This window comes from Streptomyces sp. NPDC057280, from assembly GCF_042668605.1.
Lineage (GTDB): Bacteria > Actinomycetota > Actinomycetes > Streptomycetales > Streptomycetaceae > Streptomyces.
Genome location: NZ_JBHUYR010000001.1, coordinates 21119 through 43256, shown reverse-complemented (window position 1 = coordinate 43256; position 22138 = coordinate 21119). Strand labels below are relative to the sequence as shown.

The 22138-nt window shown below is 68.3% G+C and carries 15 protein-coding genes and 2 pseudogenes; 11 read left to right on the top strand and 6 right to left on the bottom strand.

The genetic code is table 11. The features are described 5' to 3' along the window. Positions 1-42: 42 nt before the first annotated feature. Together ACFUO4_RS00165 and ACFUO4_RS00160 are read right to left on the bottom strand one after the other, a co-directional pair. A complete protein-coding gene (locus ACFUO4_RS00165) occupies positions 43-705 on the bottom strand; it encodes a response regulator (RefSeq protein ID WP_383477976.1) in 663 nt (220 codons plus the stop codon). Then, positions 680-1852, bottom strand: a complete 1173-nt coding sequence (locus ACFUO4_RS00160; protein ID WP_383477974.1) for a sensor histidine kinase — start codon at positions 1850-1852, stop codon at positions 680-682. The genes ACFUO4_RS00165 and ACFUO4_RS00160 overlap by 26 nt, the downstream gene beginning before the upstream one ends. A gap of 175 nt (positions 1853-2027) precedes the next feature. On the opposite strand from ACFUO4_RS00160, the gene ACFUO4_RS00155 reads away from it, so the two are divergent. Continuing rightward, on the top strand, positions 2028-4286 hold the full coding sequence (locus tag ACFUO4_RS00155) for an MMPL family transporter (RefSeq protein ID WP_383477971.1): 2259 nt from the start codon (positions 2028-2030) through the stop codon (positions 4284-4286). Between the two features lie 435 nt (positions 4287-4721). On the opposite strand, the gene ACFUO4_RS00150 is transcribed toward ACFUO4_RS00155, so the two are convergent. Next, positions 4722-5390, bottom strand: a complete 669-nt coding sequence (locus tag ACFUO4_RS00150; protein WP_383477968.1) for a winged helix-turn-helix transcriptional regulator — start codon at positions 5388-5390, stop codon at positions 4722-4724. Positions 5391-5460: 70 nt separating this feature from the next. On the opposite strand from ACFUO4_RS00150, the gene ACFUO4_RS00145 reads away from it, so the two are divergent. The 3 genes from ACFUO4_RS00145 (at position 5461) to ACFUO4_RS00135 (ending at position 9180) form a co-directional block, all read left to right on the top strand. Then, positions 5461-7026, top strand: a complete 1566-nt coding sequence (locus ACFUO4_RS00145; RefSeq protein WP_383477966.1) for a DHA2 family efflux MFS transporter permease subunit — start codon at positions 5461-5463, stop codon at positions 7024-7026. Positions 7027-7918: 892 nt separating this feature from the next. Then, positions 7919-8494 carry a hypothetical protein gene (locus tag ACFUO4_RS00140; protein WP_383477964.1) on the top strand — a complete coding sequence of 192 codons (576 nt, stop codon included), beginning with the start codon at positions 7919-7921 and terminating at the stop codon, positions 8492-8494. A gap of 236 nt (positions 8495-8730) precedes the next feature. Then, a complete protein-coding gene (locus ACFUO4_RS00135) occupies positions 8731-9180 on the top strand; it encodes a hypothetical protein (RefSeq protein ID WP_383477962.1) in 450 nt (149 codons plus the stop codon). 139 nt (positions 9181-9319) lie between these two features. Here the strand turns inward: ACFUO4_RS00135 and ACFUO4_RS00130 are convergent. The 3 genes and pseudogenes from ACFUO4_RS00130 to ACFUO4_RS00120 form a co-directional block, all read right to left on the bottom strand. Then, positions 9320-9481 (bottom strand): annotated as a pseudogene (locus ACFUO4_RS00130) (IS256 family transposase); the annotation flags it as partial. Between the two features lie 43 nt (positions 9482-9524). Continuing rightward, positions 9525-9974: pseudogene (locus ACFUO4_RS00125) on the bottom strand (cellulase family glycosylhydrolase); the annotation flags it as partial. Positions 9975-10327: 353 nt separating this feature from the next. Then, on the bottom strand, positions 10328-12148 hold the full coding sequence (locus tag ACFUO4_RS00120) for an alpha-L-fucosidase (RefSeq protein WP_383477961.1): 1821 nt from the start codon (positions 12146-12148) through the stop codon (positions 10328-10330). A 654-nt stretch (positions 12149-12802) separates the two neighbouring features. On the opposite strand from ACFUO4_RS00120, the gene ACFUO4_RS00115 reads away from it, so the two are divergent. From ACFUO4_RS00115 to ACFUO4_RS00085, 7 genes are all read left to right on the top strand, one after another. Next, entirely contained in the window at positions 12803-13033 is a 231-nt protein-coding gene (locus ACFUO4_RS00115; protein WP_079305821.1) for a hypothetical protein, read from the top strand. A 488-nt stretch (positions 13034-13521) separates the two neighbouring features. After that, positions 13522-14520: a LacI family DNA-binding transcriptional regulator gene (locus tag ACFUO4_RS00110; RefSeq protein WP_079305924.1), complete on the top strand. Its 999-nt coding sequence runs from the start codon at positions 13522-13524 to the stop codon at positions 14518-14520. Between the two features lie 300 nt (positions 14521-14820). Then, the gene (locus ACFUO4_RS00105) at positions 14821-16122 is read left to right on the top strand and encodes an ABC transporter substrate-binding protein (RefSeq protein ID WP_079305822.1); all 1302 of its coding nucleotides are present in this window, start codon (positions 14821-14823) and stop codon (positions 16120-16122) included. A 49-nt stretch (positions 16123-16171) separates the two neighbouring features. Next, a complete protein-coding gene (locus tag ACFUO4_RS00100; RefSeq protein WP_383477958.1) occupies positions 16172-17056 on the top strand; it encodes a carbohydrate ABC transporter permease in 885 nt (294 codons plus the stop codon). Positions 17057-17062: 6 nt separating this feature from the next. Next, positions 17063-17959, top strand: a complete 897-nt coding sequence (locus tag ACFUO4_RS00095) for a carbohydrate ABC transporter permease (protein WP_079305824.1) — start codon at positions 17063-17065, stop codon at positions 17957-17959. Next, positions 17956-20565 (top strand): family 78 glycoside hydrolase catalytic domain, encoded by a 2610-nt coding sequence (locus ACFUO4_RS00090; protein ID WP_383477956.1) that lies wholly within the window; start codon positions 17956-17958, stop codon positions 20563-20565. The genes ACFUO4_RS00095 and ACFUO4_RS00090 overlap by 4 nt, the downstream gene beginning before the upstream one ends. Positions 20566-20750: 185 nt before the next feature. After that, the gene (locus tag ACFUO4_RS00085) at positions 20751-22097 is read left to right on the top strand and encodes a family 43 glycosylhydrolase (RefSeq protein ID WP_383477953.1); all 1347 of its coding nucleotides are present in this window, start codon (positions 20751-20753) and stop codon (positions 22095-22097) included. Positions 22098-22138: the final 41 nt, after the last annotated feature.

Sequence of the window (22138 nt, the reverse complement as noted above, 5' to 3'; positions counted from 1 at the left end):
TGGTCCGGGTAGGGACTCAACGGACCGGCCCCGGCACCCGGCTCAGGTTGCGGGGAGGATGCGACGCGTTTCGTAGGCCCACATCGCGATCTCGACCCGGTTGCGGGCGCCTAGTTTGGCCATGAGGCTGGCCAGGTGCGTCTTCACCGTGCTGAGGCTGATGTGCAGTGCGTCGGCTATCTCGGTGTTGGTCAGCCCGCGCGCGACGGCGAGGAGTACCTCCTCCTCGCGGGCGGTGACCGGGGAGACCGGCTGGGCCGCGGGCCGGCCGGCGGGCAGGTCCGCGAAGGCCTGGAGAAGGCGGACGGTGACGCTGGGCGCGATGAGTGCCTCCCCGTCGGCGGCCGAGCGTACGGCCTGGGCCAGAAGGTCTGGTCCGGTGTCCTTGAGGAGGAATCCGCGGGCGCCGGCGCGCAGTGCGCCGTAGACGTACTCGTCGAGGTCGAAGGTGGTGATGACGACCACGACCAGCGGGTCGGCGACGCCCGGGCCGGCGACCAGCCGGGTGGCCTCGAGCCCGTCGAGTACGGGCATGCGGATGTCGAACAGGCAGACGTCGGGGCGTAGTTCGCGCGCCAGACGTACCGCTTCGTCTCCGTCGGCGGCCTCGCCGACGACCTCGATGCCGGGCTGGGCGTTCAGCATGATCCGCAACCCGGTGCGGATGATCGTCTGGTCGTCAGCGACGAGGACGCGAATGGACACCGCTCTCGCTCCTCGCTGTCGGTAGTTCGGCTTCGACATGCCAGCCCCGGTCGGTGCCCGGGCCGGCTCGTAGTGTGCCGCCGAGCAGGGTCGCGCGCTCGCGCAGTCCGGTAAGGCCGTATCCGTCGCGACCCCGGCCGGTGCGCCGGCCGTTGTCGTGCACGCTCACCCGTACGGTGTGCCGTTCCGCGGTGACCCGGACGACGAGCTCGGTCGCGTCGACCGCATGACGCAGCGCGTTCGTCACCGACTCCTGCACGATGCGGTAGACGGCCGCGTCCACGGCCGGGGGCAGCGCGTCCAGTTCGCCGTCGAGCCCCAGGTCGACCCTGAGGCGGCCACCCGGGGTGCGCACCAGGCGCTCCAGATCCGCGACGCCCGCAGGGGGCGCCAGCTCGGCGCCGACCCCGCGGTCGCGCAGCGCGGCGACCATGGCACGCATTTCCTCCAGCGTGCGCGCCCCTTCCTCCTCGACCTCCTCCAGCGCCTTGACGGCGGCGGACGGGTCGGCGCCCGCCAGCACCCCGCCCGCCTGAGCGATGATCACCATGGCCGACACGTGATGGGCCACCGTGTCGTGCAGTTCCCGGGCGAGCTGCTCGCGCTCGCGGGAGCGCACCTGCTCCACCTGCCGCTCGCGAGCGGTCACCCAGAACCGCACGGCAGCCCCGAACACGCCGGGCAGAAGGAGGAAGACCAAGCCCACGACGTTCTCGACGACCGGCGTGTCGTCCGTGACGGAACACAGCACGCCGGTCGTGAGGATCACCGCGCCGCCCAGGACGATCTCGCGTCCCGATCCCCACCGCGGCAGCGCGTACACCAGCACGAGCACGACCAGGCCGGTGTACAGGCCGACGGGCTCGGGCAGAGCGGCAATCAGCGAGATCACCTGAAGCAGGCTCAGCGAGCCGAACGCCAGCGTGACCATCGCCAGGGGGCGGGTGCGGCGCCGCAGGGGCAGCAGGCACAGCCAGACGGCGAACACCACCGCCACCGGCCGCCACACGACGTTCTCGCGCAGGGCGGCCTCCAGCACCACACCGCCCACACCCGCGGCGAGCAGGACCCAGTCCCGCCACACCCGGGCGGGCGCGCCGGGCGGACGGGGTTCGGTCCACAGGTTTCGCAGGTCGTCTCGCAGCACGGTTCTCAGCCTAGGGACCGCGGCGCGATGCGCATCGGCCGAAAGGACGGTTCGTCACTCCGCCACGGGGCCGACGGATCCGCGGCCCGCGGGCCGATGCCGCGGGGCGCCGTGGCGACGAGCCTCGGCATCGGCGGCCGTACAAGGACGGCCGACGAGGTGGTTGGAGGACCCGATGCTCTCGAAAGCCCTGTTGCGCCTGGGCGCTGGCGCCGCCCGCCATCCCTGGCGGGTGATCGCGGCATGGCTGATCGCCGTCACGCTCGCCGTCCTGGCCGCGATCGCCATCGGCGGGCGGACCGCGGACTCGATGACCGCTCCGGGGCTGGACTCCCAACAGGCTGCGGAATTGATCGAGCGGGCCGGCACCGGCCAGGAGGGGATGACCGCCCAAGTGGTCGTCACCCCCCTCGACGGCGGTGCGACGTTCTTCGACCACCCCAGCGCGCGCACCGCTCTGGCGCGGCTGCAGACCGAGGTGCGGCGGCTGCCGCACGTGCTCGGCACGAGCGATCCGGCGGGAGCACTCGACGCCGATGGGGACACCACGGTGCGCGACGGCCTTGTCTCGGCCGACGGGCGGATCGCGGTCGTCCGGGTGCAGTACCCCGACCAGAGCCGGCTGTCGGCCGCAGACCTCGACGCTCTCGTCGGACTCGGCGACCGGCTGCGCGCCGAGCTGCCCCTGCGCATCGAGATGGGCGGGAGCCTCTTCTACGCCTTCTCCGACGCCGACGGCGGCGTAAGCGAGTTGATCGGACTGCTTGCGGCGGCCGCGATCCTGTTCCTGGCGTTCGGTTCGCTCGTCGCCGCCGCGCTGCCGATCGGCATGGCGGTCTTCGGGCTGACCGTGGGGGTCGCCACGATGACGGTACTGGCGGGGGTCACGGACGTCCCCACCTTCGCCCCCGTGCTCGGCAGCATGGTCGGGCTCGGAGTGGGCATCGACTACGCGCTGTTCGTGCTCGCCAGGCACCGGGAGTACCTCGCGCGCGGGCTCGATCCCCACGAGGCGGCGGGGCGAGCGGTGGCCACGGCGGGGCGGCCCGTGGTCTTCGCCGGCGGCACCGTCGTCGTGTCGATCCTCGGCCTGGCGGTCGCGAACGTGCCGTTCATGACGGTGGGCGGGTTCGCCGTCTCGATCGTCGTCCTGATCATGGTGCTCGCGTCGGTGACGCTGCTGCCGGCCTTCCTCGGCGCCGCCGGCCCACGCCTGGCGCGGGCCGGCCGGATCCGCCGCGTTCTGCAGGCCAGGAAGTTGGGCCGCCTCGCACGGCACGGGGACCCGGCGGCAGGCGCCGGGTGGCGGCGCTGGATCGGGCACGTCAGCCGGCACCCGGTGGCGTACGCGATCGGCGCGGCGGGGCTTCTGCTGACCGCGACGCTGCCCGTGCTCGGCCTGCGCGTCGGTCTGCCCGACGACGGCTCACTGCCCCACAGCCGTACCGAGCGCCGCGCCTACGACCTCGTCGCCGAGGGGTTCGGCCCGGGCACCAACGGTCCCCTCGTCATCGCCGCGAACCCTGCCGGTGATCCGGGAGTGCTGGACCGAATCGTCGGGGCGGTCGCGGCGGATCCGGGTATCGCATCCGTCGCGCCGACGCACATCGACCGGGCCACCGGCATCGGGACCTTCGTGGTGTTCCCGACCACAAGCCCACAGGACAAGGCCACGGCCGACACCCTCTCCCGGCTGCGCACGGACGTGCTGCCCACGGCGATCGGGCGCGGCCCGGCCACGGCCCACGTGGGCGGCGCCGCGGCGAGCCTGTCCGATGTGGGCCGACGCACCAGCGAGCGCCTGCCGTTGTTCGTCGCCGCCGTGCTGGCGATGTCGTTCCTGCTGCTGATGCTGGTCTTCCGCTCGGTACTCGTACCGCTCAAGGCGGTGCTGCTGAATCTGCTGAGCATCGGCGCGGCCTACGGCATCATGGTCGCGGTCTTCCAGTGGGGCTGGGGAGGTGCACTCATCGGGCTGGAAGCGACGGTTCCGATCGTGTCGTTCATCCCGATGTTCCTCTTCGCCATCCTCTTCGGCCTGTCGATGGACTACGAGGTGTTCCTCCTCTCCCGCGTGCGCGAGGAGTACCTGCGCACCGGCGACAACGGCACGGCGATCGTCGAGGGTGTCTCGCGCACCGCCCGGATCATCACCTCGGCCGCCCTCATCATGGTGGCGGTCTTCCTGTCCTTCGCCGTCGCCGAGGACCCCTCCACCAAAATGTTCGGGCTCGGCCTGGCCAGCGCGATCTTCATCGACGCCACGGTCGTCCGCATGGTGCTGGTACCGGCGACCATGACACTCCTCGGCCGGACGAACTGGTGGTTGCCGAAGTGGCTGGACCGGATGCTTCCCCGCAGTCCGGTCGGCACCGACGACACTGGCTCGGAGTCCACCGGTGAGGCCACGCGTCCACTGCTGGTGGACCGTTGACTCAACTCGTGCCCGCCCTTGCCCGCTGGCGCCTCAGCGCGTCGCCAGCGGGCATCGGCGAGTCGTGCTCATCGGGGGTCCTGGTGAGGTCCTTTGTTCCAGGGAACTAGGAGACATAGAGCGAACGGCGGCTCTCGATGTGCTGGTTGCCTCGCTCTCTTTCCATTGTCGAAGATCCAGGATTCCCGCAGACGCTGTCGCGATTCCTCCACCCACGATGGTGCCGGCCAGCGAAATCCATTCCATCGACACCCCCGGGAGCTGAGCGGCTGGTGTTCCAGGGTGCCCCTGCTGGCACGCGGCGTCGAGGGTGCCCGTGTCACTGCCGGCTCACAGGCTGGCCGTTGCGGCATCCCAAATCCCGCGGGTGCCGAGGCCCGCCTCTGGGCAGCCCCCGTCGGTTGTCTCACGCGGGATCGGGGCGGCCGTAGCGGCCTATCGGTGCGCTGCGCGCCGGCCTGGAGCCTGGTCCTGCGGGACGGGGCGCAGACGAGCGAGCAGGTCGAGCCGGCCGGTGGCGGTCAGGTCGAGGTGGCCGGCGGAGTCGAGATCGAGGATGCCGCCGAGCAGTCCGAGGACGGCGCGGGGCGGGCCGTCCAGGACGAGGTCGGGGTCGCTGCTTGTGCCGGTCCGGGTGTGGACCTGTCCGTCGCGCAGCTCGATGACGGCCGTCTCGCCGGCCGCGATGAGCTGGATGACGGCGGGCGGGGCGTCGGGGTCGGCGTCGACGGTGAACCACGCCGGGGCGTAGGCCAGCCACTGTGCCCGGAACGCGTCGCCGGGGCGTTCCTCGGCCATGAATCGCAGCCCCCACATGCCCAGTGCCTTGAGGACGGGCTCCAACTCCTGGCCACTGTCGGTCAGTTGGTACAGGACGGTGGCGACGGGCGGCGGCGCGTCCTCACGCGTGATCAGCCCGGCCGACTCGAGTTCCTTCAGGCGGGTCGAGAGCAGGTTCGTCGCGATCCCGGGCAGCCCGTTTTTCAGATCGGTGAACCGGCATGGCCCCTGCACCAAGAGCTCCCGAACGATCAGCAGTGTCCAGCGGTCCCCGACGACGTCGAGCCCTCGGGCGATCGAGCAGTACTGGTCATAGCTCCGCATACGACGACCTTACCTCACCAGATAAAGCGAGTGGTAGATAAAATAAACCAGCCGTGCCTATATTTAAACCATGACTCGATCGCCATCGAAACCCCTCATGCTGGTCGCCCTTCTGACGGCCTCGTTCCTGATCAACCTCGACACGACCCTGGTCAACGTTGCGCTGCCTGCGCTGACGCGGGAGCTGGGCACCTCGATCTCGCAGCTGCAGTGGGTCGTGGACGCCTACAACCTCGTCTTCGCCGCACTGCTGCTGACCGCGGGGAGCCTGTCCGACCGGTTCGGCCGCAAGGGCATGCTCATGGCCGGCCTGCTGGTCTTCGGGGCGTCCAGCTTCCTCGGCGGCTACGCCACCTCCCCCGAGCAGTTGATCGCCGCCCGCGCTGTCATGGGTCTGGGCGCCGCGATGACGTTCCCGTCCACCCTCGCGCTGCTCACCGGCGTGTTCACCAGCCGCAAGGAACGGGCTCTGTCGATCGGCCTGTGGGGAGCGACGGCCGGGGTCGCCATCGCGCTGGGCCCGATCGTGGGCGGATTCCTGCTCGCCCACTACTCCTGGGCGAGCATCTTCTCGCTGCTCGGCCCCCTCTCGCTGGCCGTCATCGCGCTGGTGGCGCTGTTCGTGCCGCGCTCCAAGGAGGCGGTCCCGCACCGGCTGGACTATCTGGGTCTGGTGACGTCCAGCGGCTTCATGGGTCTGCTCGTCTACACCATCATCGAAGCCCCCAGCCGCGGCTGGAGCTCGGCCGCCTCGCTGGCCGGTTTCGCCGGAGCGGTCGTGCTGCTGGCCGCCTTCATCCTCAGCGAGCGCCGGGCCACCGAACCGATGCTGGACGTGCGGCTGTTCAAGGACATGCGGTTCAGCGCGGCGAGCGCTTCGGTGACGATCGCGTTCTTCACCCTGTTCGGGTTCATCTTCCTGATCACCCAGTACTTCCAGTTCGTGCGCGGCTACAGCGCCCTCTCGGCAGGGGTGCACCTGCTGCCCGTCGCGACCGCCGTCGCCGTCGGCTCCACGTTGGGCACGCGCCTTGCGGTACGGATCGGCACCAAGGCGATCGTCACCGCCGGGCTGGTCTTCCAGGCAGCCTTCTACTTCTGGGTCGCCGCCACCATGTCCCCGACCCTCGGCTACGGCGTCATCGCCGTGCAGATGGTCCTCTTCGGCCTGGGCATGGGCCTCACCTCCGCCCCCGCCACCGAATCCATCATGGGAGCGGTCAGCGCGGACAAGGCCGGCGTCGGTTCCGCGGTCAACGACTCCACCCGTCTGCTCGGCGGCACCCTCGGCGTGGCGATCATCGGCAGCGTCTCCGCCACCCTGTACAGCGCCCGGCTCGACACCGGCCTGCCGGCCTCCTTGCCCACCGGCCTCAGCGACTTGGCCCACCAGTCGGTCGGTGCGGCGTTCGGGGTCTCCAGCCAACTCGCGGCCCACGGGCAGTCGGGCCTGGCCGACAGCGTGCGGACGACCGCCATCGCCGCCTTCGACCACGGACTGAGCGTCGGGTGCGTGGTAGCCGGACTCGTCGCCATCGCCGGTGCCCTTCTCTCCGCCGCGTTCCTGCCCGCCCAGCCGCCGCATCAGCCCGCGCCCGAGGCCCAACCGGTTGAACTCACCACGATCGGCAGGTGATCAGGGCCTGCTCATGGCGCAGCGGTACCCCAAGGACATCTCCGGTCCGATGGCAACGCGATGTGCTGTTCGGGATCTGGACAGCCGAGGCGACGCTGCAGTCAAGCCGTCGGCCGTCCTGCGCGAAGATCCCCGGGGGCCCCTCGCCTGGCGCGCAGGTCAGGGCGCGAGGGTCTGACGGCCGGGGCGTTGGGAGCCGAGCAACGCACTTCGCGACTTTCCCCTGACCTCCCGCGCCGGACACCCCTCCGACCAGGCTTCCACCCTGCTACGGGGGCACTGGATTCGAGGCTGGCAGCCGCGGGCGGGGTGGAGGCGGTGACTCGGCACGGTCTGGCCGCGTCCAGGACGGCACTCCACAACTGCACCGCCTCACCCCGCACATGCCGGCCGGGCTGATGACTGCCCAGGAGGACGGTCAGGCGTGGCGACGGTCAGGCGTGGCGGATGCGGAGGCCATCCTGTCCGCGGCCTACCCCGGCAACGCGTGGAAACCCGGGCTGATCCCGGTCCGGATCCGGCCCTGTTCGCCCTCGGTGGTGGCCGGCCTGGCAGGCCCTGCTCCCGCGTGCCTTGGTCCTCGGCCCCGCACAGCTCGGCAGCGAGGAAACGGCGGGGGGAGGGTGGTGCCGAGCATCTGGGCGCGTGTTCCCCCAGAGCACTGCGGTGGGCGTCTCGCCCGGAGCGGACGAGCCCCTGACACTTGTCAGGATGGCATGGCACCGCAGGCCGAGTACGTTCCCCTCAGCGCCGCAGTGCTCCCCTCACGCCGCACAGCCCTGTCGGGCACCTGCGGATCACGACCGCGCCACCCGGGGTGGGGCGTGGCCGGAGCCGGGGCCGAGTCCGGGCCAGTTCTCGTTGCCTTTTGATCCATCGGGAAAGGAATGTCATGTCCATAACAAAATGCTGGGCATCTCTCGCGGCCGCAGTCGTGGCTGTGTTGTCGGTGGGCGTAGCGGGACCTGCGTCCGCGGACACGACGCACACCCCGGGGGCCTTCGCCCAACAGGCCCGCGCCGCAGGCCTCAGCCGAGCCGACGCCGCCGCTCTCCAGGCGAAGGTGGACCGCTACCTTGCCCGCCACGACGGGCGGCAGATCGCGGCGAACGAGATCGACCTGGGCGACGGCGCCAGGCTCACCCTCACCGTCCCCGGCGAGAAGCGTGTGCGTGACCTGAACACGTCGGCCACGAGCCGTGCCGCGGCACAGTGGGAGTGCCGACAGGACTACTTCTGCATGTACCGCGACGTGCTGGGCCTCGGTGACCGACTCGACCTGTACTACTGCCAGGACTACGCACTGCAGGACTGGACCGGCGACGGCTCCTACTACAACCTCCAGACCCGCGGCACCCGGGCCTTGATGAAGGACAGGAACCGCACCGTCATCGACACCACGCCGGCCGCTCCCTACAGCAACCCGAGCTATGACTGGACCCCCGTCTGGTACGTCAGGCCCTGCTGATGCCACGGAGCCGTGTGCCGCGGCCAGGCCGGGAGGAGTCGCCTCCGCACGCACGACGGCTGACCGACCGGACGCCGTAGCGGGACGACGCACAAGGATGTGGCGGGACCGCCCCTGACACCTGTCAGGTGTCCCCGGCGGGTCGACCGATCGTACGTTCCCCAACGGCGTGCGGGGCCCGCCGGACTGCCGGCCCCGCATGCCCACCACACTCGCAAAGACACGAAAGAAGGCTCATGAGCCGCCGACCGCTCAAGACACTGCTGGCCGCCGGAAGCGCCGCCGCGCTGATGGCGCTCCTGCCGACCTCCGCCCACGCCGCCGCGTACTCAGGTGGCAATTACGGGGCTTACGGCATGGAAGGGCAATACCCCACCACGAACTACTGCACGGGCACGTTCCGGCAGGTCGGATCCACCCAGTACGCCGGGAACATGGCACTGAAGTACTTCTACTCCGACAAGTGCGGCTCGTTCGCCCGGATCGAGAACTCCAGGGAGAACTGCGCGGCCGTGCTGCAGCGCTCCGACAACGGCGTGGGCCGCAACGACGGCTGGGTCTCCGAGACCGTCGACCCGGGCATCAACTACGCCTACACGCAAATGGGTAACAACCTCAACGGCCGTGTCTCAAGGGCTGTGCTCGCCTGTGACGGCCATGACCTGGCCTGGACCGCCTGGTACTGAGCAGAGGCCGTAACCAGACGCCGGCCTTGCCCGGTGGATGATTTTGAGTTTGGCCAGGTCAACTGCCCAGGGTTCGACAGGATCTCAGCCGGGACATCTCGCGCTGGTGGGTGTCGATTTGACGGCTGATCTTGGTTGTTGATGGCCAGTTGTTGCTCGGGGTCAGGCGTCCCTCGAACGCGATCTGGAACGCGGCGAGTGGTGCTTTGCAGCGCATGGTCCATCGCTTGCGGCCCTTGCCCGTCGGGTCGAGGGTCATCAGTGCCATGTAGATGCACTTGAGGGCGGCGGCCTCGTTGGGTGTTCAACTCGTTCAGGAGTTCGGACTTCTGCACATCCGTGGCGTTGTTGAACTGCGGCTCGTTGACGCTCTCGAGCAGCGGGGTGTGCGGCTCGTCCCGGAAAGCCGTGCAGATCTGCGACCAGGCGGCCCTGAAGTGGGCGAGAACTTGGTCGTGGTCGGTGGGCAAGATCGCGATCCACTGCCACGAGTCGTGGTGGACGTTGAGCACGACGTGGAGAGCGTCGGTGCGCGCCCAGTCGACCACCTGCCTCATGCGGGTCAAGAAGGTGGCACCGATGGGGTACGGCGCGGTGGCGGGCGGTGGCGGGCGGTGGCTGTCCTCGTCACCAGGACACGGGCTCTGCAAGGCCTTGGTGATGGGCGGGTCGCCCCAGGAGGACTCGTGCGGAATGGCGACGCGCGTGTTGCCGATGCTGCACCTGGGGCGGCCTCCACCGCGTCGGCCGGAACGAGTGCGTGGCGCCCGAGGCCGCGGCGGACGCGGCGCCACCGGCAGCCCAGGACGACGAGCAGCGCCGGCAGCAGCGCGGCCAGTGGTTCGGAATCTCGGATGCGTCGGTGCGCGCTCTTTCTGGTGTTCCCGGTGTCCTGCACAGGCCGTCCGTCCGATCGGGGGAGTCGATGCGGACGAGACGTCGAAGTGCTTCGCTTCGCGGCGAAGGCAGCGGCGCACTGCGATCCGGACAAGGTGCCGGGGCGAAATCACGCTTGCCGTTCCGAGACTCTGCGTGCCCCGAGCCGACAGCGGGCCCAACGCCTCGGCGCGCTTCGACAGGCCTCCTTTCTGGACAGGACGCAGCCGGTCGGGGCCGCCTCGCGGCCTCGACCGGCTGCGACGGGGGCTCAGCCGACCTTGGTCGCGGTCCAGGTCTGAGTGGGGCCGGTGCCCTTGGTCCACTGGATGACCGGGTTGCCCTCAAGGGTGGTGTTGGCGTTGTCCAGGGCCTTGCCGCTGGCCCGGTTGACCAACTGATAGCCGCCGTTGCCGAGCGCGGCGATGGCCCACTGCTGCTGCCACTGCCAGGTGCTGTTGTCGGTCCGTTGCACCACTGTCGAGTTGTCGGAGGTGCTGTTGTTGTTGTCGAGTGCCTTGCCGCTGCGGACGGAGACCAGTTTGTAGTAGCCGTGGCCCAGGTCGGTGACCGTCCACTGCTGGGTAGCACCGCTGTTGAGGGTCCATTGGACGCACTGGTTGCCGTCGGTGGTCGTGTTGGCGTTGTCGAGTGCCTTGCCGCTGCGGGCGCAGACGAACGTGTAGACGCCTCCCGCGAGGACGGCCGGCATCCCGGTGACCTCGACGCAGACCACCGAGTCGTTCGCGTCGGGCGCACTGTTCGGCACCTGGACGTTGATCTGGCCGCCGCTGACCGAGTAGTTCAGGGAGGCGGAGGGATTGTTCATCAGGTAGACGCGGTTGATCGTGTTGTACACCGCGGGGATCTGCAGAATGCCGTTCGTGGGCCAGGTGAAGACGTGGGCGAACAGTTTGCCGCTCTTCTTGGTGACCATGCCCCAGGACGGCTCGGTCGCGAAGGGGCTGCCGCTGGTGCCGTGGATGCTGTCGGAGTAGGTGGCCATCCAGGAGGCCAGGCCGTTCAGAATGGTCAGCTGCCCAGGCGTGACGTGGCCGTCGTTCGCGCTGCCGTCGGGGTTGTGGCCGCCGTCGGGGCCGATGTTGAGCAGGTAGTTGCCGTCCCGGGAGATGCAGGTGACCATCTGCTGGATGAGGTACTGGAGCGAGTGGTAGTTATTTTCCTTGTATTTGTTGTAGCCCCATGCCTCGTTCATGGTGGCGCAGTACTCCCACGGCCGGTCCATGGGCACGCTGGGGAAGCCGAACTCCGCGACCGCGTAGTCCCCCAGGCCGTTGTCGCGTTTGACGCGCTCGTTGATGATGACGTTCGGCCAGGTCTGAGTCAGCCAGTTGTACAGGTTCTGGCCGTCCGCCTTGGTCCACCAATCGGTGAGGGTGGGTGTGGAGGGGTTGCCGCACCAGTCGCCGTCGAACCACAGCAGCGCCGGGTTGTAGGCGTTCATCAGCTCCGTGAGCTGGGCCTTCATGTCGTTGATGTAGTTGGTGCGGGCGGTCATCGACGCCATGGTGGAGAAGTGGCTGTCGATGGTCTGCGAGGGGTGGTTCCAGTCGAGGATCGAGTAGTAGAGGCAGAACTTGATGCTCCGGGCGTCGCACGCGGCCTTCAGCTCGCCCAGCAGGTTGCGCTGGAAGCCGATGTAGTCGTGGAGGTTGTACAGCTTGGCGCCGGTGGTATCGGTGAAGCTGGGGACGTCGGAGTCCCACATGCCGAAGCCTTCGTGGTGCTTGGCGGTGATCACGATGTACTTCATGCCGGCGTTCTTGGCCAGATCGGCGATCTGGGTGGCGTTGAAGCTGACCGGGTTGAACCCCTGGGTGACCTGCGTCTGCCAGGCAGACTTGGTCCAGCCTGAGCTGAACGCCCACTCGCCCTCCCCGAGGTGGGCGTAGGACCCGAAGTGGATGAACATCCCGAACCGGGCCTGATACCACCAGTCCAGCTTCGAGGAGACGGAGTAGGCCTCGGCGGTGGTGGGCCACAGGGCCTGCGGCAGACCGAATGCCGCAGTGCTGCCGGCGAGCGCTGCGGCCTTGATCACGGAGCGTCGGCTGAGGGGAGCAGAAGACATGTGCGGCTCCTGGTGAGGCGAGGGGACACGGGGACTGACCGCTTGTCTGTACGCGGCATCGACAGCGGAGTGCGGCGGCTCGTGTCCAGCCGAGCTCGAAGTGACCTCGTTGGACATCGGATGTATTAAGGCGGTAGCGCTGCCTACTTGTCCAGAGTTAATGCCAGTTCAGTCACACGGCTGTGGTGTTTGTGCGCATTTCGACGAATTGGCTTCCGATATACATCGGATGTATGGCGGCGCTGCTCGTTGCTCGAACGGACGCACCGCGCGGCGACCGCGGCGAGGCGCATCCACGTCGGTGCTCGCGGACCATTGCCCACGGTCGCGGCGGCGGGGTGGAGGTGTTGTCGCGGAAGGCGGCGTGCTGGTCGAACCTCCGGGGTCCGGCACCGGTGAGGCGGTGATGGCGCTGCCGACAGGACTCCTCCAGTGCGGGGAGAATGTGGGCGGAGGAGGTAGTAGCGGCGGCGGGAACGTCGCCGGGCATCACTCGCGACGACGAAGCGGCACGCGGGCCGGGTGTCGCATGCGGGACAACTGCCGCGCCGGACGATCAGGCTGGGGTGTCACATCGGAAGGTGGACACTTGGTCCGGAACTGCCAGTCCGCGATCGGGGGAAGAAGCGTCAATCGGCCGCAACCACCCGGATCGTGGACACGTATCTGAGGGCGCTGGGTATTTGTCGCTGTGAGGCCGACTCGGTTTCCCTGCGCGAAAGCCTGGAGTTGCACCAGCCGGACAGGCTGCGCATCCATGCGGACCTCGTCGTCGCCGTCGCGAGTGGTGGCATGGAGCGGCTGGCTGTGGTCACCGAGGCGCACCAGGTCACCCACTTCATCACGGAGACCGCTGTGCGAGGGTCCGGCTCCGACGCGCAGTGAATGTGAAGGCCATCGAGTGGCGCAGGTCAGAAGCGTTGCTTGGCGCAGGCTGCCGGGAGGTGTGTCGCCTGGTGGCCAGTGCCGCGCACGTAGTACCCAAGAATTGATGCGTTTCAATCACGTCGATGCCGAGAGCGTGACATTCTTCTGGCAAGGGGTCAAGGGCAGGGTGGCGGCGAGCTGCGGTCCGTTCCACCCCTGGCTCTGGCTCACTCCTCGTCATCGGTTGGCGTCTCCGAGGGTGGCTCGCTTGAGCGCGTTTTCACCTCGTCCTTGGCCGGCTGTTGTAGGCCGCATCACGGTGTACTCGGGGAGTGCGCTCCACGTCGATCTTGGAGCGTTTCAACGCGCGTCATGTATTCTGCCGATTGTCCGTGACGGCCTGATCGCTGGGGGCTGTGCGGTCCTGGGACGGAACGAAACCGAGGTCGAGGAGCGCTGTGGCAACCGCCCGTCCGCGAGCAGTGCAGGGGCATGCCGGTCCGAGCATGCAGGACGTTGCCGATGCCGCAGGGGTATCGCTGGGAACTGTCTCCAATGTGCTGAACCATCCGGCGAAGGTGAGCCCGGCGACGGCGGAGCGGGTCCGGGAGGCGATCAGCCGACTGGGATTCGTGCGTAACGACGCTGCGCGGTCGTTGGTGTCCGGCTCGACCAAGACTGTCGGCATGGTGCTCGCCGATATCGAGAACTCTCTGTTCATCGACATGGCGCACGGCGCGCAGGAGGCTGCCCGGGCCGCCGGTCAGCATCTGCTCCTGGCCAATACGGCGTGCGACATGAAGCTTCAGGACGACTACTTGGACCTGTTCGACGAGTCCAGGGTCACCGGCGTGCTGCTGGCTCCGATGGAGGACTCCACGGCCGGCATCGCCCGGATCCGTTCTCATGGGCGGCAAGTCGTCCTGCTCAACTATGCTCCCAGGCCGGGGACCTGTTGTTCTGTGCTGGTCAACAACGAGCATGTGGGATATCTGGCGGCCCGTCATCTCATCGACACCGGCCGCACACGGCTGGCCTATGTGGTCGCGCACGACGAGTACCAGCCCGTACGTGACCGGCGCCGGGGCGTGCGTGCGGCGGTCGAGGAGGCGGGCGGCGGCGTCACGCTCGAGGAGATCGACAGCGTGGGCCTGACCACTACGCACGGACATGTGGTCGGCCGGGATCTCGCGCGGCGGAGCTCCGGTGATCTTCCGGATGGTCTGATCGTCGTCACCGATGAGCTGGCCAATGCCATCATCCATGAACTCCACTCCGTGGCCGGTGTCCGGGTGCCCGACCAGGTCGCAGTCGTCGGCTGCGAGAACAACCGTGCGGCCGGCGCCGCCGCCGTGCCGCTGACCGCGGTGGACATGCCGGGCCGGATGATGGGTCAGGAGGCGATCCGGCTGCTCATGGACGAGGTGTCCGCGGGCAAGCAGCACCGTCATGCCACTGTCGTGCTGGAACCGGAGCTCATCGTCCGGGCCAGCGCACCGCACTGACCCGGCCCTGTTCGCCGGAGGGGCCCCGCTCACCGGTGGCTGTGGCCTTCTGTACGCGTCAGGCTGCGCGGTCTTCCGGATCGGCCTCCCCCTCATGGCCTCTTGCATTGCGCAACCCAGCGCTGGCTGGCTGTTTCTCGTCTCGCACAGGGAGTGCTGTCCTCGCGCGAGCCTTCCGGAACGCCCAAACACAGTTCAGAAACGTCCATGACAGCTCCTTGACACACGGAGAGGGGAGCCATAGGTTCCCGGCAACTCCCTATTGAAGCGTTTCAACGCTCTGTGCGCCGAGGAGCACCTGTGCACAAGATCCTCAGAACCCGCCGTATCGCCCTCCTGGCGACTGTCGCCACGTCGAGCCTGCTCCTGAGCGCCTGCGGTGGCGCAGGCACGGCCGGGGGCGGCAGCGCCAAGGCGTTCAGCCTCACCATCAACGACGACAACCACATCGTGCAGGAGGAGCTCACTGCCCTGAGCAAGGGCACGTGCGCGGCCCAGAACAAGGCGCTGCCGCTGAAGATCCAGACGCTCCCGATCGGGAACGTCGACCAGAAGGTCCAGCTTCTCGCCGGGCAGAACGCCCTGCCGGTGCAGTTCGCGGCGGGCGGCACCCCGCAGCTCACCAAAACCCTGGACAAGGCCGGGCAGGTGCTGGACCTGGAGAAGACGCTGAAGGACCTCGGCGTGTGGGACGACCTCCAGCCCGCGGCGATCAAGACCGTGGAGAACCTGTACGGCAACTTCAACGTCATGCCTTACCAGTTCAACATCGAAGGCATCTGGTACAACAAGCAGCTCTTCGCCGAGCACCACATCACCACCCCGACGACCTACGACCAACTGGTCGCCGCGGCAGCCAAGTTCAAGGGCGCCGGCATCACTCCGTTCTCCGCGGACGGCAAGGACGGCTGGCCCTTGACGCGGCTCGTCAGCGGCTACCTCTACCGTGAACTGGGCCCGGACGCCCTGCAGGCGGTGGCGGACGGCAAGGCCAAACTGACCGACCCTCCCTATGTGAAGGCCGCGCAGGCCATCGCCGACCTGGGCAAGGCCGGCTACTTCGGCAAGGGCGTCGGATCGATCGACTACGACACCGCGACCCAGCAGTTCCTCACCGGGAAGGCTGCCATGTTCTACATGGGCAGTTGGGCGCTCGGCGACTTCAACGACAAGACCAAGAACAAGATCGGCGCGGACAACGTCGGCTTCATGCCCTTCCCGAACGTCCCCGGCGGCAAGGGCAGCGCGGACCAGATCCCGGCCAACGTCGGTCTCCCCGTCGCCGTCTCCGCCAAGTCCTACGACGCCAAGGTCGGCGACTGGCTGTCCTGCATCACCAAGAACTACGGCGCCGCCTCCTTGAAGGACCAGGGCACCCTCTCCGGGTTCAAGCCGAACGGCGACACCGGCACCCTCCCCCCGCTCACCCAGACGGTCCAGGACACCATCAGCAGGACCGAGACCAGCACCCTGTGGTTCGAGGCGCTGTTCAACACGAAGGCCACGGAGACCAGCCAGACCAACGCCGCGCCCCTCGTCACCGGCTCCCTCTCGGCCAAGGACTTCATGCAGAAGATCCAGACCGACCTCGACAACGGCTGACCCCGCGCGCCGCCGCCATCCGCACCGAACCCTTCGTGAGAGAGCCGTCATGCGTTCAGTTCTGGGAGACCGCCGCGCCATTGCCGTCCTGCTGGGCCCGGCACTGCTGGTGTACTCACTGGTGATGCTGGTGCCGATGGGCTGGTCCCTCGGCTACACCTTCTTCAAGGGCAACGTCATCGAAGGATTCACCTTCGGGGGGTTCGGCAACTTCGAGAAGCTCTGGCACGACCCGCAGGCGTACTCGGCCCTGTGGTTCACCTTCAAGTACGCGATCGCCGTCAGCATCGGGCAGGTCCTCTGCGGATATCTGCTCGCACTGCTCTACGTGTTCGTTCTGCGCAGGTCCTCCGCCGTGGTGCGCACGCTGGTGTTCTTCCCGGTCATCCTGCCGACGGTCGCCGTGGCCCTGATGTTCCAGAAGCTGTTCGCCGTTGCACCGCAGAACGGCCTCGCCAACGCAGCCATCGAGGGGCTCGGTCTGCACCACGGGGACTGGTTCGCGAGTGCCGGCGGCTCGTTCGTCGTGCTCGTCGTCATGGACGTGTGGCGTTCCATGGGCTTCTACGGCGTCCTGATCTTCGCCGGACTGGTAGACATCCCCGATGAGACGCTCGAGTCGGCGCGGCTGGACGGCGCCACCGGCTGGCGGCTGATCCGGCACATCGTGCTCCCGCTGTCCGCGCCGGTGCTGCTGTCGTCGGTCGTGTTCAGCATCAACGGCACGCTCAAGGTGTTCGACTCGGTTCTCGCACTGACCAACGGTGGACCGGGCAGCGACACGACGCCGCTGACGCTCTACATGTTCCGCACCGCGTTCTCCTACGGCGACTACGGCTACGGCAGCACCATCGCCTTGCTGCTCACCGTCGTCTGCCTCGGCGTCACCCTCGTCATCTTCCGCTTCTCGCGCCGCGACCTGACCAAGGGCTGAACCTCCATGACCGACACCATGACGGCACCTCGGCGGGAACTTGTGCCCAGCCCGCCGTCGGCCACCGTTCGCAAGCCCCGGTATGCCCGGCGGCTGATCCGCAACCTGCTCGTCGCTCTGCTGGTCGCCGCCGAGCTGGCGCCTCTGGCGTGGTTGCTGATCAGCTCCTTCAAGACCCAGTCGGAGTTCGTCAACGATCCCGCCTGGTCCTTGCCCGGGAAGTGGGACCTGCACAACTACGCCGACGCCTGGACGACCGGCCACGTGGGTCTGTACATCCGCAACAGCCTCCTGGCCACGGCCCCCTCCCTCGCACTCATCATCGTGCTCGGCACCGCGGCGGGCTTCGCCCTCGAAGTCATGATCTGGCGTGGCCGCCACCAGGTCCTCCTGGTCTTCCTGGTGGGGATCATGGTGCCGAGCCAGATGATCCTGCTGCCCCTGTTCCGGGTGTACTTCCAGTCCGGCCTGTCCGGAACGATGTGGCCGCTGATCATCACCTACACCGCGGTCGGCCTGCCCCTGACCGTCTTCATGATGGCCACCTACTTCCGGGCGGTGCCGCGCGAGATGTTCGAGGCCGCCACTATCGACGGCGCCGGCATGCTCACCGCTTTCTGGCGGATCGGGTTCCCGGTCGTGCGCAACGCGGTCCTCACGGTCGCGCTGGTGCAGTTCTTCTTCATCTGGAACGACCTGCTCGTCTCGCTGACCTTCACCACGGACGACGAGCTGCGGACCATTCAGGTGGGGTTGCTCAACTTCACCGGCCAGTACGGGGAGACGGCCTACGGACCGCTGTTCGCCGCGATCAGCATCAACGTCGTAGGCGCTCTGGTGCTGTACCTGCTGATCAACCAGCGCATCATCAAGGGCCTGACCGCCGGGGCGGTGAAGGGATGACCCGGATACCGACGGTGGCCGATGTGGCGGCGGAGCACCACCGGGAACCCTTCGGTATCGGGGAAGCCGCGCCCCGGATCTCCTGGAAGACCACGGCGACCACCGGCTGGAGACAGCGCGCTTACCAGGTCGAAGCCGTCCGTTCCGACGGGAGGTACCGTTCGGACTGGGTGATCTCCCAGGACTCCGTACTCGTCCCCTGGCCGCTGCAGCCACTGGTATCCCGGGAAATGTGCGAGGTACGGGTGCGGGTGCGCGGGACCGACCAGGTCGCCAGTGACTGGAGCCCGCCCTTGCGGGTGGAGACGGGACTGCTCGCGCCGACGGACTGGACGGCCCGCGCGATCACACCGCACGAGCCGGGTGGATCGCGACCGCCGAGCGCCGAGCGCCGTCCCCCGCTGCTGCGCAAGGAGTTCACGATCCGCGGGGACGTGGAGCGCGCCCGTCTGTACGTCACCGCCCATGGCCTGTACGAGATCGAGATCAACGGCTGCCGGGTCGGCGACCATGCGCTCGCACCCGGATGGACCAGCTACCACCACCGGCTGCGTTACCAGACCCACGACGTCACCGACCATCTGAGCGCCGGGGCCAACGCCATCGGCGCGTGGCTGGCCGACGGCTGGTACCGGGGACGTCTCGGTTTCGGCGGCGGCCACGCCGATCTCTACGGCGACCGGGTCGCGCTCCTCGCCCAGTTGGAGGTCGTCCACCGCGACGGGACCGTCACCGTGGTCGCAAGCGACCCGTCCTGGAGGGCCGGACAGGGACCGATCCTCTCCTCCGGACTGCTCGACGGTGAGACGTTCGACGCTCGGCAGGAACGGTCCGGCTGGTCGAGTCCCGGATTCGACGACGGCGACTGGTCGCCGGTGGAGATCGTCGCACGAGACCCGGCGACCCTTGTCGCGCCCACCGGCCCTCCGGTGCGCTGCACCGAGGAGATCGCGCCGGTGCTGGTGACTGCCCTGGATGCCGACCGGCTCCTGGTGGACTTCGGGCAGAATCTCGTCGGCCGGGTCCGCATCACGGTCTCCGGCCCGGAGGGGCACACGCTCGTCATCCGTCACGCGGAAGTGCTCCAGGACGGCGAACTGTGCGTCCGCCCCCTCCGCGGCGCCACATCCACCGACCGGTACACCTTGCGCGGCGGCGGCCCCGAGACCTGGGAGCCGCGGTTCACCCTCCATGGGTTCCGGTACGCGGAGATAACCGGCTGGCGCGGAGGCGGCTTCCCGGGACGGGCCATCGTCGCCCGCGTGTATCACACCGACATGGCTCGGACCGGCTGGTTCGAGTGCTCCAACGACCAGGTCAACCGCCTGCACCAGAACGTCGTGTGGAGTCTGCGCGGCAACTTCGTGGACATCCCCACCGACTGCCCGCAGCGTGACGAGCGGCTCGGCTGGACCGGTGACATCCAGATCTTCGCCCCCACCGCGGCGTTCCTGTACGACTGCCACGGCATGCTCACGTCCTGGCTGCGCGACGTGGCCGCGGAACAGCACGATGACGGGACGGTCCCCTGGTACGTCCCGGAGATACCGGGCGGCGAGCAGTGGACGCCGGCGCGGCCCGGCGCCGGCTGGGGCGATGTCGTGGCACTGACCCCGTGGGATCTGTACCGGGCTTCGGGCGACGCCGGTCTCCTCGCCGCCCAGTACGACAGCGCACGGCGGTGGGCCGATCTCGTCACCGGCCTCGCCGACGAGTCAGGTCTGTGGAACCGCGGGTATCAACTCGGCGACTGGCTCGACCCGTTCGCGCCCCCGGAGGACCCCGGCGCCGGCCGTACCGACCGCCACCTCATCGCCACGGCGTACTACGCGTGGTCCCTGCGGCATGTCGCCTGGATGGCCGGTGTCCTGGGGCGTGAGGAAGAACGCCGCCGCTACGAGGAACTGGCGGATCGTGTCCGGCGGGCCTTCGCTGATGAGTACGTCCGTCCCGGCGGCCTGATGACCAGCGACACGCAGACCGCTTATGCCGTTGCCCTCCAGTTCGGCCTTCTTCCGGATGCGGAGGCCCGGGCTTGCGCCGGTCGGCGTCTGGCCGAACTGGTGGCCGCAGGGGGGCACACCATCCAGACCGGTTTTGTCGGAACTCCGCTGGTGGCACCTGCGCTGAGTGCGACCGGCCACGACCACAGTGCGTACGCGATGCTCCTTCAGCAGGAGTGCCCTTCATGGCTGTACGCGCTCAAGCACGACGCCACCACCGTCTGGGAGCGCTGGGACAGCATGCTCCCCGACGGCACCGTCAACCCGGGTGAGATGACGTCGTTCAACCACTACGCCCTCGGCGCCGTCGCCCAGTGGCTGCACACCACGGTCGCCGGGCTCGACGCGAGCGCGCCCGGCTACCGCGAGGTCGTCTTCCGTCCACGGCCCGGTGGCGGCATCACCTGGGCGAGCGCAGCCCATGAGTCGCCGTACGGCCGCGTGGCGATCCGATGGGAGCTCGTGGGGACGGAGCTCATCGTGGAGACGACGGTGCCCACCGGTGCGATCGGGCGCATCGAGTGGCCTGACGGGGCGGTGACCGACCTACCGGCCGGAAGCACCACTACTTCGCGACCGGCGGCCGGCTCCACCGGCGGGTGACGGCCGTCAGGGAAGCGTCGGACCGGCTCCCCCCGTCTCCAAGGGCCACTCAAGCCGCACGTCGGTGCCATCACTACGACGACACAAAGGAGTATCGCGTGACCGACCATCACACAGGAGAGCACTGCCCAGGAAGGCGCAGAGGGCACGCGCGCTCTGTCCTCGCCACGATAGTGGTCGCCCTGATGACCGTTCTGGGCCTGGTCACTGCCTCGCCCGCGCAGGCTCTCAGCGGTGACATCCGTATGCACGACCCGAGCGTCATCAAAGTGGGCAGCTGCTACTACGGCTTCTCCACCGGCTTCGAGAACGACCCGCTCAACCCGAGCGGCTCCATCACCATCCGCAAGACCTGTACCGGCACCGCGGCCACTGGCTGGACCAAGGTCGGCAACGTGTGGTCGTCAACCCCCTCCTGGATCACCGCCAAGCTGGGGTCGACCCCGCCGAACATCTGGGCCCCGGACATCAAGTACTTCAACGGCAGCTACCACCTGTACTACGCCGGTTCGCTCTGGGGCTCGAACTACGCGGTGATGGGCGTCGCCACGGCCACGAACATCGAGGGCCCGTGGACCGACCAGGGCCTGGTCACGGACGTCAACTACCCGATCGACCCCAACGTCGACTGGGGTCCCGACGGCCGGCTCTACATCTCCTGGGGCTCCTGGACCGGCAGCGGCACCTACATGCACGTCCTGGACCAGTCCACCGGCAAGCTCTCCACCACCGACAACAACCTCTGGCACATCGCCGTCGGCATCGAGAACCCGACGATCATCCTCAACGGCGGCTACTACTACCTCTTCGGCTCCAAGGGCCTGTGCTGCAGTGGGGCCAACAGCACCTACTACACGGTGGTTGGCCGCTCCACCAGCATCACCGGGCCCTACCTCGACCAGAACGGCACCGACATGGCCTCCGGCGGCGGAACCACCGTCCTCACCGGCGCCTATCCCAAGGTGGCCGCAGGCGGCGCCGATGCCTACGACGACGGCACCTCCAAGTTCCTCGCCTACCACTACTACGACGGAGACAACTCCGGGCAGGAAAGCCTCGACATCCGTCAGGTGACCTTCGCGAACGGCTGGCCCGTCCTCGCCAGTCCACTCGGCGCACCGAACAACCACCTGATGAACCGCAACAGCGCCAAGTGCGCAGACGTCTGGTACCTCAGCACGGCGGACGGGGCGGCGGTCAACTCAGGCAACTGCAACTCCGGAACCAATCAGCAGTGGGTGCCCACCGCCGTCGGCTCCTGGTACGAACTGGTCAACGTCAACAGCGGCAAGTGCCTGCAGATCTCCGGTGGCTCCGCGGCGGACGGCGCGGTCGCCGTCCAGTCCACCTGCGGCGCGTCCCCGAGCCAGCTGTGGAACAGACAGGCCGTCATCGGCGGCTACGTCACCTTCTCCAACGTCAGCAGCGGCAAGTGCCTCCAGGTCGCCGGTTCCTCGACCACCAACGGCGCCGCCCTGGACCAGGCGACCTGCGTCGCCGGCTCCACCAACCAGCAGTGGATGGTCGTCTGAGACGTACACACCGTTTGATTCCCCCATGGTCGTCGGGGCGC